The sequence below is a fragment of the Nostoc sp. genome (assembly GCF_036917675.1).
GTDB lineage: Bacteria > Cyanobacteriota > Cyanobacteriia > Cyanobacteriales > Nostocaceae > Nostoc.
Window position 1 is genome coordinate 1 of sequence record NZ_JBALCT010000071.1, and the last position, 13,350, is coordinate 13,350.

Annotated in this window: 9 protein-coding genes; 8 read left to right on the plus strand and 1 reads right to left on the minus strand. The window is 43.4% G+C overall.

What is annotated here, in order from left to right:
• Positions 1-432: 432 nt before the first annotated feature.
• The 8 genes from V7K31_RS27075 to V7K31_RS27110 all read left to right on the plus strand — a co-directional run bounded on the left by V7K31_RS27075 (position 433) and on the right by V7K31_RS27110 (position 11,843).
• Entirely contained in the window at positions 433-711 is a 279-nt protein-coding gene (locus V7K31_RS27075; RefSeq protein WP_335098566.1) for a type II toxin-antitoxin system RelE family toxin, read from the plus strand.
• A 60-nt stretch (positions 712-771) separates the two neighbouring features.
• On the plus strand, positions 772-2,004 hold the full coding sequence (xseA, locus tag V7K31_RS27080; protein WP_335098568.1) for an exodeoxyribonuclease VII large subunit: 1,233 nt from the start codon (positions 772-774) through the stop codon (positions 2,002-2,004).
• Positions 2,005-2,039: 35 nt separating this feature from the next.
• The gene (xseB, locus tag V7K31_RS27085) at positions 2,040-2,267 is read left to right on the plus strand and encodes an exodeoxyribonuclease VII small subunit (RefSeq protein ID WP_335098570.1); all 228 of its coding nucleotides are present in this window, start codon (positions 2,040-2,042) and stop codon (positions 2,265-2,267) included.
• Positions 2,268-2,682: 415 nt separating this feature from the next.
• Complete coding sequence (locus V7K31_RS27090) at positions 2,683-3,090, plus strand: hypothetical protein (RefSeq protein WP_335098573.1); 408 nt, start codon at positions 2,683-2,685, stop codon at positions 3,088-3,090.
• A 176-nt stretch (positions 3,091-3,266) separates the two neighbouring features.
• Positions 3,267-4,028, plus strand: coding sequence for a sucrose-phosphate phosphatase (locus V7K31_RS27095; RefSeq protein ID WP_335098576.1), 762 nt, complete (start codon positions 3,267-3,269; stop codon positions 4,026-4,028).
• Positions 4,025-4,657: a Holliday junction branch migration protein RuvA gene (gene ruvA, locus V7K31_RS27100; RefSeq protein WP_335098578.1), complete on the plus strand. Its 633-nt coding sequence runs from the start codon at positions 4,025-4,027 to the stop codon at positions 4,655-4,657. The genes V7K31_RS27095 and ruvA overlap by 4 nt, the downstream gene beginning before the upstream one ends.
• Positions 4,658-4,745: 88 nt before the next feature.
• On the plus strand, positions 4,746-5,912 hold the full coding sequence (gene bioF / locus V7K31_RS27105; RefSeq protein WP_335098580.1) for an 8-amino-7-oxononanoate synthase: 1,167 nt from the start codon (positions 4,746-4,748) through the stop codon (positions 5,910-5,912).
• Between the two features lie 855 nt (positions 5,913-6,767).
• Entirely contained in the window at positions 6,768-11,843 is a 5,076-nt protein-coding gene (locus V7K31_RS27110; protein ID WP_335098583.1) for a PAS domain S-box protein, read from the plus strand.
• Positions 11,844-12,260: 417 nt separating this feature from the next.
• Here V7K31_RS27110 and V7K31_RS27115 read toward each other — a convergent pair whose 3' ends face one another.
• Positions 12,261-13,349: a sensor histidine kinase gene (locus V7K31_RS27115; protein ID WP_335098584.1), complete on the minus strand. Its 1,089-nt coding sequence runs from the start codon at positions 13,347-13,349 to the stop codon at positions 12,261-12,263.
• Position 13,350 lies beyond the last annotated feature (1 nt).

The following is a 13,350-nucleotide window of genomic DNA, read 5'->3' on the forward strand; positions in this document are numbered from 1 at the left end:
GAGCAATTAACATTTGAGCAGGTAATATCTGTCTCCTCTTATAACTTTATATTAGAAGCTCTTTTCTATGCAGCTTCATATTAAATTGGTATAACAAACAGCTAACACAGAATAAAAAACTTGAGAAGAGTTATCTGCTAAAATATAGTCAAAATGTCTAAAATAGTCAAATTTGCTATGCAGACCTACACTCTCACAGATGCTCGTAACAAACACGGTGAGGTTTTTGATAAGGCTGCTACTGAGCCAGTTCACTAACCAAGCAATCACGGCCTAGTCATGTGATTATTTCAGCCGAGAGCTACCAAAAATTAATTAATCGGCTGGAAGATTTAGAGGATATGGTTTTCGGTCAAGCTGCTGAAGTTGCTCTGAGTTAGTCCAAAATGATTGGTACAGATGCTTTTACATCTGCATTAGAGCATTTAGCTAATGGCGAAGCTTGATGGGCTAGCAACTGTTCTTGATTTTCTGAACGGTTTACAGCCTAAAATAGCAGCACAGATTGCAAAAAAGGTTTTGGCTTTGAATGTTGAGCCTTTACCCGCTGATAGTGAGCAGCTATCTGGTTATCAGGGTTTATATCGAGTTGATAGTGGTGAATATCGAATTGTTTACAGGTATTTTCTTGATCAAAATTTACTAGAAGTGATTTTAGTCGGTAAGCGCAATGATGATGTCTACAAAACATTAAAGCGTTTACTAGCATAAACTTCTGTTTTCATTAAAATGCTAAAATCGCTCCAGCACAAATGCTTTCAGGCATATTTGATGACTTTCGACCTTCCCGACTCTCTGATTCTCGATACAGCGCTTTCAGTATCTGGACTAACTGACTATATCCGCTTGCTGTTAGAGCAAGATGAACAATTGCGGCAAGTTTGGGTAACTGGCGAAGTTTCCAGTGCTAACCATCATCGTAGTGGGTTATTTTTCACGCTGCAAGATACCGATCGCACCGCCGGAATTAAGTGTGTAGTATGGAATAGCCAATTGCCAAAACTCGCCCAGATACCCGTTCCCGGTGAGCAGATAATTATTTTGGGTAGTATTCGCCTATATCCGCAACGGGGAGAGTATCAGTTATCAGTTTGGCAGACTCTACCTGCTGGTGTTGGTTTACAGGCGCTGCGCTATCAACAACTAAAAAATCGCTTGCTGGCTGAGGGGTTGTTCGATGCTCAAAGAAAGCGATCGCTCCCTATCCACCCCCAAACGATCGCTGTCGTCACTTCACCAACGGCTGCTGCTTGGGGTGATATTCAAAAAACTCTCAAGCAAAGGTATCCAGGTTTACACGTTTTATTTTCCCCGGCTACCGTACAAGGTGAACAAGCACCGGAATCTATAGTCAAAGCAATTGAGCGGGTGGAAAGAGATGGACGCGCCGAAGTGCTAATTTTATCGCGGGGTGGTGGCGCGGTGGAGGAATTGGCTTGCTTTAATGACGAACGAGTGGTGCGATCGCTGGCTAGTTGTTCTATACCGATAATTACTGGTATTGGACATCAACGAGATGAATCTTTGGCAGATTTAGTTGCAGATGCTTGTGTGCATACACCCACTGCGGCGGCGGAAATGGTTGTACCAGCCCTTTCAGAGTTGTATACTGAGCATCGGGGGCGAGTTGTGGCTTTACGTGAAGCGGTGCATGACTCTTGGGAAAATGCTGAAAATAAACTGCAAGGATTGCAGAATCGTTTGCGACGTTTGCGGTTAGATCGGCAAGTGCAGCAGGAGGTGGAAAAGCTAGCTTGGAAGCGTCAGCAATTGGTGCAAATTACCACGGGGCGATCGCAGCAAGCAACGCAGCATCTAGAATTATTGCGGCAAAAGTTGGCTAGTCTTGACCCGAAAGCGGTGTTGCAGCGTGGTTATGCGGTGGTGAGAAGGGAAGATGGGGCGATCGCTCGTTCTGCGGGAGAGTTGGCTGTGGGAGAAGATTTGTTGATTCAGTTGGGGCAGGGTGGGGTTAAAGTGAAGGTTATGGAAATGAAGGATTAACGAACCACAGAGGCGCAGAGGACACAGAGAGTTGAATGGTTAAACGTAAAAGTGCTTCTAGTTCTGAGGAAGGTTGGAATTATGAGGCGAAGGTTATTGAAATAGAGGGAATTATCGCTGGTATTGAGGCGGGTGAGTTGGAATTGGAAGAGGTTTTTGACCAATTTGCTAAGGCTGTAGAGTATTTGCGTCAGTGCGAAAGTTTTTTGCAGCAGCGACAGCAGCAAGTGGATTTGTTGATTGAAACTTTGAGTGATAAGTAGAAGTTAGAGTCTGCTGGCTTAAATATTTATATCATGTCCGCTTGATTGCTTATTAAACCCGAATAACCCCACCCCGCCAAAGCTATGTTTTGGATTAAGTGGCTTATCTTGGGCTAAGGTAAAAATATTATCTGAAGAAAATTTGCTATTGCAGATTTTGGAAAATGGAAATCACGAAATCATTGTTTTAAACGATCAAAAGAACAAAGGCATTTGTCTTTTAGAAGAAGAATATTTTTGGAAAATGTATATATTATCAATTTAGAAAAAATGTCACTAATCCTTATCAAATTAGTTTGTTGAGAATGCCTTTGGTAGTAGAGTAGGAACAATTATTAATAATATTAAAACTGCGGCTCGTGGTGCAAATCACGGCTAAAAATGGATTCGTAGACGAAGTACCAGGAGCACCTCAATGATTAGAGACATAACTAACGAAATAAATTCAGCTTTCTCCTGTTCATTAATTTGGGATCGAGATAAATTCTTTACGTATTTAAATCAGCTTTCCCATTCAATTCAAGGAGGTATTTTGGACTGGGATGAATATGCTGGTGAAAACTGGGGAAGAGTCCTAATCCAAGAGGAACCTATTATATACTTCTACAGAAACTCCCCCTTAGTTTTTGTTCAAGAACAATTTCGAGATGCAGTCTTAAAATACAGCGATTTGCATTGCATAGTCTTTTCTAATCCAGATGAAGAGAGTTATTCTCTTGACGCAAAGTTTTTTGAGCAATGGTCTAAAGGAGGTTCTAAAACAGGAGGATTAAAAAATAACTCTTTGTCAGTTAGTGACATATGGTGGGCAACTGTACTGTAAATCTGCTTTAACTTCTCCCACTGTTTATAGCTTTTCCTAATCAAATCAGGTACATCATAGCCCCCTCCTCGCTTGCGGGGAGGGGGTTGGGGGTGGGGTTCTTGTATCTCACTCAACTGAGAAGTGCAAAAAGGACATAAACTTTTTGATGGTAAAGCGAAGCATAAGAGGTGGTTATGGCTAAATTTCTTTTTGTAACAGACTTAGATGACACGCTTGTATATCGCACCGTGGGCGATGACAGCGCTTTACCAGAACTAAATCAACTGCTAAGTCAACATCGCCAAGAATACGGCACTAAAATCGTTTATTCTACCGGGCGATCGCCTGTACTTTACAAAGAACTCCAAGCTCAAAAAAATCTTTTGCAACCGGATGCCCTTGTTCTTTCTGTAGGTACAGAAATCTACTTAGATGGTAGTGATACTCCAGACTCAGGTTGGTCAGAAATCCTTTCTCCGGGATGGGAACGCGAAACTGTATTATCTATAACTAAAAAATACCCAGAGTTAGTTCTGCAACCAGATTCAGAACAGCGTCCCTTCAAAGTGAGTTTTTTCCTACAACAAGATTCATCTGCAAATGTTCTACCACAGCTTGAAGCCCAGTTGCAGAAATATCAATTAAATGTAAAGTTAATCTACAGTAGTGGGATTGACCTTGACATTGTGCCCCATAGCAGCGATAAAGGTCAGGCAATGCAGTTTTTACGCCAAAAGTGGAAATTTGCAGCAGAACAAACAGTTGTCTGTGGTGATTCAGGTAATGATATTGCTTTATTTGCTGTAGGCAACGAACGGGGAATCATTGTGGGGAATGCCCGAAAAGAGTTACTCCAATGGCACAATGAGTATCCCTCTGACTACCACTACCTGGCTTCATGTTTTTGTGCAGGTGGAATTATCGAAGGATTAAAATATTTTGGTCTCTTAGAATGATTAGTTATCTAAAAGGTATAGTCGCTGGTATCCAAACAATTGGCGCTAATCGCGTCATCCTGACTCTGGAAGTGAATGGCTTGGGGTATGATTTGCAAGTTCCCCAACGGTTAGCAAACCAGTTACCAGAGTCGGGAGGAGTAACGCAAATTTTTACCCATTTCCAAATTCGTGAAGAAGTGCCGTTACTATATGGCTTTGCTTCGCCATCCGAACGCGATTTATTTCGCCAATTGCTAAGTGTGTCTGGTATTGGTGCAGCCTTAGCGATCGCACTATTGGACACTCTGGAACTACCAGATTTAGTCCAAGCGATTATCGCTGGTAATACACAAATCTTAATTCAGGCTCCTGGTGTGGGCAAGAAAATCGCCGAACGTATCTGTTTGGAACTAAAAAGCAAATTAGTCGAGTGGCGCAAATCAGCCGGGTTCTTCGTCGCCACAGGTGGCCCAGCACCGGGAATTCTTGAAGAAGTGCAAATGACTCTCTTCGCTTTGGGATATACTGCCCATGAGGTCAGTCACGCCCTGCATGTGGTGAGTGAAGACATTGGATTACCCAAAGATGCCTATGTCGAAGATTGGATTAAACAAGCGATCGCTCATCTCAGCAGCGAACAAGTTTAATAGTCATTTGTCATTAGTCATTTGTCATTAGAAAAACAACTGACATACTCCACTCCTAACTCCTAACTCCTAACTCTTAACTCCCCTCATGCCCACTGACCCTTATGCTTGGATAGAACAGTCCTTAGCAACAATTCATCAAGCAGATTGGTATCGTTCAGTACAAACAATCCACGGTCTTCCGGGTGCAACTGTGGTTTTAGCTGGACAAGAGGTAATTAATTTTGCCAGTAATGATTATTTGGGACTTGCAGGGGATCAGCGATTAATCGCAGCCGCGATCGCAGCGATCAAAGAGTTTGGCACTGGTAGTACTGGTTCTAGATTACTCAGTGGGCATAGAGAATTACACAGGGAATTAGAACAGGCGATCGCATCTACCAAACAAACAGAAGATGCCTTGGTATTTAGTTCCGGGTATCTAGCCAATTTGGGTACAATTACCGCTCTGGTTGGTAAGCGTGATTTAATTTTATCTGACCAGTACAATCATTCCAGTCTGAAAAATGGAGCAATTCTCAGTGGTGCAGCAGTTGTGGAATATCCGCACTGTGATCTTACAGTCTTAAAAACCCAGTTGAGTCAACAGCGCCAAAACTACCGACGCTGTTTGATTCTGACTGATAGCGTCTTCAGCATGGATGGCGATTTATGTCCAATACCCGCACTGTTGGATCTCGCTGATAAATTTAGCTGTATGCTGCTAGTTGATGAAGCTCATGCCACTGGGGTGCTAGGAAAAACTGGCGCGGGATGTGTCGAACATTTTGGATGTACCGGAAAGCAGTTAATTCAAATTGGCACATTGAGTAAAGCCTTGGGTAGTTTAGGCGGGTATGTGGCGGGAAGTAGCGCCTTAATTGACTTTTTACGGAACCGCGCACCCACTTGGATTTACACCACTGGGCTTTCACCTACTGATACGGCAGCGGCCTTAGCAGCAATCAAGATAGTGCAACAAGAACCGCAACGCCGTGCCCAATTGTGGGAAAATGTACATTACTTGAAAAATTTGCTGCAACAACAGTTACCTAATCTAAAATTGCTGCGATCGGAATCACCCATATTATGTTTTCAATTGTCCAGTGCCACAGATGCCCTTAAAGCTGGAAAACAGCTAAGAGATGCTGGGATTTTTGCCCCAGCAATTCGTCCCCCCACAGTCCCCACAAGTCGGATCAGAATATCTTTAATGGCAACTCATGAAGCAGCACATATTGAAAAATTGGTAGCAGTGCTGAAAGATATCTGTTAACTCGTGAGTTTCCAAATACAGCATTTTATTAATTTGTAGGAGATTCTCTGAGTGATCCTACTCTGCGGTAACGTTTAAATTTAAACCCTCAATTGCCACGATTTTACGCAAAACTGTATTAAGTAAGTGGGCTTGAACCACATCTGTCGTAAGGGCACAGCAATGCTCATGCGTGTCAACTAAGCCCAAACCCTTTTAAAACCTCGTTTACAGCCAGAGGCTGGAAATGCTTTTTCATTGCGGCTCTGCCGCAAGTCTTGAGGCGGAGCCTCACATAGGCATTCCCAGTCTCCGACTGGGAACGAGACAAACTATAAAAGCTTTGTCTAGACTGGTTTTTACGTTAAGTTGACACGTATGAGTAATGCTGTGCCCTTACTGCGTGGTCTATTTACCTGAAAATAGCCGTAAGTAAGTGGGCGTCAATATTAAAGGTTTCTAGTAAAGGCTTCAGCCCGGAAAATATGACTGGAGATGATTACTACGAGCCAATTTAATTAATTTTATATTGGGTAATATAGTTTGATTTATTCTTGCCCACTTACTGATAGCAAGGGTGCATCTCACTCACTTTTGTAAAAATATCCTTAGACCTAACGAATGGAATTCCCGCACCAGTTGCTTCAAGTTGCGGATTTTTGGCTTTCAATTTTTACAAATCAAACAGGATTGCTATATATAAAATTAACCATAAATTTTTACCTTTCATAGTACATTGTTGAGAAATTAGCTTCTAACAAAAGGAGTTTTTAAAACTAAAAAAAAATCTATCTGTGGATAAGTTACTAAAATTTACAAACTAGCTTAGGGTATGTACAGCCTCTGCAATAAGTATTGCTTCTTCCAAGACATTTCATGCCCTATATTCATTATTCCCAGTTACTGCGTTACGGCATTGTTGTATTAATTGTCGTACTTGCATTAGTGCTAATGTTGATACTAGACCCCTGGTTAAGCATGAATGGAACTCCTTTTCTGCTGTTTTTTAGCGCTGTAATGGTGAGTGCTTGGTATGGTGGTTTGAAGTCAGGGCTGTTAGCAATCGGCTTGTCTGCGTTACTGAGCGATTACTTCTTTCTCCCCACAGCTTATCATCTGAGTTTTGACTTATCCAATTTTGTGCGAATTGGGTTGTTTGCATTACAAGGATTGCTCTTTAGTATCCTATGTGATGCATTAAAGACTGCTAAAAGACGCGCTGATGAAAATCTCCAAAAACTGAGAGTTAGTGAGGAGCGATTTCGATTAGCGTTAAGTAGTTCAGATATCGTGGTCTTTCAGCAGGATCGCGATTTGCGATACCAGTGGATTCATAATCCTCAAGGTCTAGATACTACTGAGGAAATGTTAGGTAAGTCTGATGATGAAATATTTCCAGTTTTAGTAGCAGAACAATTGAGGGCGATTAAGCTGAAGGCACTAGAAACTGGTGTTTCAACCCGTGAAGAGGTTTATCTAACAATTTCTGGAGAAGACCGTTACTATGATTTGCTGGTTGAACCACTAAAAAATGCAGACAATAGCATTCAAGGTGTTACTTGTGCGGCTGTGAATATTACCGAGCGCAAGCAGGTAGAACTAGAAAAAGCCACATTGCACCAGGAACTCCAGCAAGCTATTGGGCAAAAAGACGAATCCCTGGCGTTACTCAATGCTTGGCTTACTAGTTCACCAGTAGGGCTGGCTTTTCTCGATACTGAACTGCGCTACATTCATGCTAATGAAGCCCTTGCCGCTATCAACGGTGTACCTCAAAGTCAACATATTGGCCGCACCATTAGGGAAGTACTACCGGAATGGGCTGGGCAAATTGAGCCTGTATTTGAGCAAGTGATGCAAACTAGGCAGCCCTTGCTTAACCAAGAAGTTAGCGGTGAAACTTATCCGCCTGGTATATATCGTTATGGTCTTGTCAGCTATTATCCGGTGTGTTTACCGGATGGGCAGTTGTTGGGAGTAGGCATTAGTTCAATTGATATTACGCAACTGAAACAAACTGAGCAAGCACTGCGGGAAAGCGAAGCGAAGTTTCGCAGCGTGGTTGAGTCAAACATGATTGGTATTGGCTTCTGGGATAGAGACGGCAGCATCATAGATGCTAACGATGCCTTGCTGAATATGGTGGGTTATTCTCGTGAAGAATTAGTTTCTGGAAAACTTAACTGGCAAAACTTGACTCCTACAGAATATCTGCCACTTGATGAGCAAGCACTGACTCAATTTCAAGACAGCACCTTTTACACACCCTATGAAAAGGAATATATCCGTAAAGATGGCTCACGCTTGCAGATTTTGGCAGGTGGTAGCCATTTTGAAGGGACTGTAAATCGAGGAGCTTTTTTTGTTCTAGATATTACAGAACGCAAGCAAGCTGAGGAAAGACTCGGATATATCGCTCAAATTAGTAGTTTATTCTCTACTTCGCTAGATTATGAACAAACCTTAGAACAGATTGCCAAAATCTCAGTTCCCCAGCTTGCTGATTGGTGTAGCATTGACATTTTAAATGAAGATGGTTCCATTCGCCGCTTACCCATTGCCCATGCAGACCCATCCAAAGGAGAGTTGGCGCGTAAACTTGAACAGTATATCCCAGATCCCAAGGGTGCAAATGCGTTGGCTTTGCCCACCTTCGGCATCGCTAAGGTACTGCAAACTAGGCAACCAGAATTAATTTCAGAAGTATCTGACTCGCTATTGGTGGCGACTACTCAGAATCACGAACACTTAGAACTAATTCGGCAAATCGGGATCAAGTCTTTGATGATTGTGCCTTTAATCGCACATCAACAAATACTCGGCTGCATCACCTTTGCCACAGCAGAATCAGAGCGTCACTACGATCGCTCTGACTTAACTTTAGCAACAGATATTACCCATCGTGCTGCCTTAGCAGTGCAAAATGCCCAACTTTATCGAGATATCCAGCAGGCTTTTGTCCATTATGCCGAATCTCTATCTCTTCTAGATGCGCTACTAGGAGCTGCTCCTGTTGGTGTATGCTTTTTGGATCGGGAACTCCGATATATCCGAATTAATCAAGTTTTCGCTGACATTAATGGTTTGACTATAGAAGAGCATCTAGGACGCAAATTTGGGGACGTGTTGCCAAAAATGGCGGCTGAGTTTGAGCGACAGTTACAGCGCGTGTTGGATACTGGAGAACCCCTGGTAAATAGGGAAATTAGCGGTGAGACAAGGGGACAACCCAAGCGTTACGGCTGCTGGCTAGGCAACTATTACCCAGTCAACAACGCAATGGGTGAAACGGTAGGAATTGGAATTATTTTGGCCGATGTGACAGCAGCAAAGCAAACAGAAGTTGCCTTGCGGGAAAGCGAAGAAAGGTTTCGGGCAATGTTTAATCAGGCCGCTGTTGGCATTAGTCTAGTAGCGTTGGATGGACGATTTATTCAGGTTAATCCTGCCCTATGCGAGATTACTGGATATAGCCATGAAGAGTTAATCGAGATCAACTTTCAGGAAATTACCCACCCTGACGACTTAGAAGTTGATTGGGAGAATTCTCGGCGAGTTTTGGCAAAAGAAATTAGTGGTTATTCTTTGGAGAAGCGCTACATTCGCAAAGATGGTTCGATTGTTTGGGTAAACCTAACTTCATCAGCAGTTTGGGATGCTAAGGGACTTGCAAAGTATGTATTAGGCATTATTGAAGATATTAGCGATCGCAAACGAGTTGAAGCCACACAAAACTTTTTAGTCGAAGCTAGCACCTTATTAGCTGCCTCATTGGATTATGAAATCACCTTGGAAAGTGTGGCGAATCTCGCAGTTCCTACCCTAGCTGACTGGTGTATTGTAGATGTTTTCCAGGCAGATTGGTCAAGTAAACAAATTGCGATCGCAATTGCCGATCCCACAAAACTAAATACTTTAGACGAAATTCGACGGCGTTATCGACCCAAAAGCAGAGCCAAACATCTGATGCAGCAGCTACAGTTGGGAATATCTGTCTTTTATCCCGAATTATCTGAGTCTCATCATGTACAGATGGCTCAAGATGACGAACATCTGCAATTGCTGCGAAGTCTGGGTATTCATTCTCTAATGGTGATTCCAGTTCGTTCCCGTGGGCAATTGTTTGGAGCAATCTCTTTTTTTACAGCCGAGTCAGGTCGCTACTACCAACAAACAGACTTGGCTTTAGCAGAGGATATTGCTCGTCGGGCGGCGACAGCCATCGACAACGCCAGACTTTACCAGGAAACTCAACAAGCAAAACAGGCGGCTGAACGGTCTGTCAATCGCACAGTACTTTTACAAAGAATAACTGCTGCCCTCTCCGAAGCCCTAACTCCCCAACAGGTAGCTGATGTGGTGGTGAACCAAGGAATTGCCGCCTTGTCAGCCACTGCTGGTTCTGTTGTCTTACTCGCCGGAGGTACTACCCTGAAAATTGTGCAAGCAATTGGCTATCCGCAATCAGTCATAGATACCTGGGCAAGTTTTCCGATCACTACACCTAACCAAATAGCAGAAACAGTCAGAACTAGGCAGCCGATTTTTTTAGAAAATTTAGCAGCCATGATTGCTAAATATCCCAACTTAGCAGATGTTGTGACTCTCACAGGGAATAATGCCTGGGCTTCCATTCCCTTGATAGCAGAAGGCAAAATAATTGGGGCACTAGGATTAAGCTTTGCCACTGCCCAAATATTTAACGAAGAAGACCGGGGATTTATATTGACAATTGGGCAACAGTGTGGACAAGCGATCGCCCGCGCTCAACTTTACGAAGCCGAAAAGACTGCCAGGGCACAAGCTGAGACAGCCAACCGGATTAAAGATGAATTCCTCGCTGTCCTTTCCCATGAACTCAGAACTCCGCTGAATCCGATTTTAGGGTGGGCAAAGTTACTCAGAACTCGCAAATTTGACGAAGCCACTAGAATCCGGGCTTTGGAAACAATCGAGCGGAATGCTAAGTTACAAACTCAACTGATTGGAGATTTACTTGATGTTTCGCGGATTTTACAAGGTAAAGTCAGGTTAAATCTGTATGCAGTGGATTTGAAAGTAGCGATCGCATCTGCACTAGAAACGGTGCGTTTAGCAGCAGAAGCCAAATCAATTGAAATAAAAACGGTACTGAGTAATGATATCGGCAAAGTTCTCGGCGATAGCGATCGCTTGCAACAAGTGATGTGGAATCTCCTCTCCAATGCCGTTAAATTCACACCCACAGAAGGACATGTAGAAGTGCATCTAGAGCAAGTTGGCTTAGATGTCCAAATTCAGGTGATTGATACAGGTAAGGGAATCAACCCGGAATTTTTGCCCTACGTATTTGATTACTTCCGACAAGCAGATGCCAAGACAACCAGAGTATTTGGCGGACTGGGATTAGGACTAGCAATTGTGCGTCATTTAGTAGAACTTCACGGTGGTACAGTTCAGGCAGAGAGTCTGGGAGAAGGACAAGGGGCTACTTTTACAGTCAGGCTACCTTTACTCAAAAATTCTGAGTTGCGAGTCAGCAGTGATGAGGCTTCTGAACCAGAACTCACCACTGAGGACACATTACTTGCTGGAGTACAAATTCTGCTTGTGGACGATCAAGCTGATGTGCGAGAGTTTTTTAGCTTTGCACTGGAACAATATGGAGCGACTGTAACGGCAGTTGAATCAGCAACCGAAGCGCTGGAAACATTAGCCCAATCAAAGCCAGATATTCTTTTAAGCGATATTGGAATGCCCTTGATGGATGGGTATATGTTGCTGCGCGAGGTGAGAAAATTACCGCCAGAGCAAGGTGGACAAATTCCCGCGATCGCTTTGACTGCTTATGCTGGAGAAATTAACTACAACCAAGCAATGGCCGCAGGATTTCAAAAACACCTACCCAAACCCGTCGATCCTGTAGAATTAGCTACAGCGATCGTTAATCTCATTCCGCACAATCAACCTTGATCTGACTTTTCACGTCAGAAAAACCAACGCGAAACCTAACCCCATAATACAACACGGCGTAAATAAACCACCCATTCCAAATTCATGAAACGCATCAGCTGTATACCTGTTTGAATTTTTATTTGCTCAGTCTTGGGAACGATTTCGAGGAAACAGGTAGGCGATCGCAGCGTAACCCGAAAGACTGAGTAAACCAACCAAAAAAACAGCCAGAATAAAAGTAGACATAATGTTATACTCTCTGCATTTCCAAAATCTCGACATCCATCAAAAAAATAAGATTTCGGATACTTTCAAATTAGCAATTGGGTATGACACAGCCGTGACTACCTTATGTCAATCCTTAACAGAGCAGTATTGGATGGCGTTGAGAGCAATAAATTCCAACCCGCTGCCCCTTGCCCCCTTTGCCTCAGATCAAGCTAAAGGCAGGAAAAACCGAAACGTACTACCAACTCCCAAGTCACTTTCTACCTGAATCTGACCGCCTTGTAGTTCAATCAAACGACGGGAAATAGTTAAGCCAATACCAGTGCCTCCCGAATGGCGATCGCGCGATTGGTCGGCTCGCCAGAAGCGCTCAAACACATGAGGCAAATTTTCTGGAGCGATCCCAATACCTGTATCCATAACCGCAATCCAGAGTTGAGATCCTTCAATCCCAGCATGAATGGTAATTAAGCCTTCAGTAGTATAACGCACTGCATTACCTAGCAGATTAACCAATACCTGTTCTGTGCGGTCAATATCTGCCAATACAGGAGGTAGAACAGATGGACATTGTAAGAGCATAACTGGCCCATCTTCTAACAGTTGGTCGGTAAATTTCTCTACTAATGACTCTAACAACGGACGCACATTTACCCGTTGGATATTAATTGGTAGATAACCAGCTTCTGCTTTCGACAGTTCTTGTAAATCGTTCACTAACCGCTCTAAACGCCTAGTTTCTCTAGCTAAACGCCGATATATTTCAGGAGACGCTTCAATTTGTCCATCAGCCAGTTCTTCCAAGTAACCGCGCACAACTGTTAACGGTGTTCGTAGTTCATGGGTCATGTCTCCAATCACTTCTCGCCGCCGCGCTTCAACCCCTTCTAAACTAGCTGCCATCCGGTTGAAACTAGCACTCAGTCCACTGAGTTCTGGAATGTCAGACACAGGTAGTCGGGCATCCATCTGACCAGCAGCAAATTTTTGAGTGATTTGTTCCATCTCCGTCAATCGCTGCATAATCCGTATGGACACCCAGTAACTCAATCCCCCGGCGGCGGTGGTGCCGACTAAGACTGACCAAATAGTGCTTCGCTGCCAAGCAAGCTCAAATCCTGCAACCAATTCAGTACGGACATCGATTAAGTCGAATCCCTGATTTTCTAATCGCTCCAAATGCAAGACAAACAAGCGGGGAGAAGAGATTTTGCTGATGCTTACCAGACTAGCTACCCCCACGAGCATTACTACTAAGTGGGAGAAAAATAGGCGCGTTCTCAGCCCCATCTTCATA

Coding starts and splice junctions, on each gene's coding strand:
- V7K31_RS27075 (WP_335098566.1), top strand. CDS start 433: ATGGCGAAGCTTGATGGGCTAGCAACTGTTCTTGATTTTCTGAACGGT.
- xseA (WP_335098568.1), top strand. CDS start 772: ATGACTTTCGACCTTCCCGACTCTCTGATTCTCGATACAGCGCTTTCA.
- xseB (WP_335098570.1), top strand. CDS start 2,040: ATGGTTAAACGTAAAAGTGCTTCTAGTTCTGAGGAAGGTTGGAATTAT.
- V7K31_RS27090 (WP_335098573.1), top strand. CDS start 2,683: ATGATTAGAGACATAACTAACGAAATAAATTCAGCTTTCTCCTGTTCA.
- V7K31_RS27095 (WP_335098576.1), top strand. CDS start 3,267: ATGGCTAAATTTCTTTTTGTAACAGACTTAGATGACACGCTTGTATAT.
- ruvA (WP_335098578.1), top strand. CDS start 4,025: ATGATTAGTTATCTAAAAGGTATAGTCGCTGGTATCCAAACAATTGGC.
- bioF (WP_335098580.1), top strand. CDS start 4,746: ATGCCCACTGACCCTTATGCTTGGATAGAACAGTCCTTAGCAACAATT.
- V7K31_RS27110 (WP_335098583.1), top strand. CDS start 6,768: ATGCCCTATATTCATTATTCCCAGTTACTGCGTTACGGCATTGTTGTA.
- V7K31_RS27115 (WP_335098584.1), bottom strand. CDS start 13,349: ATGAAGATGGGGCTGAGAACGCGCCTATTTTTCTCCCACTTAGTAGTA.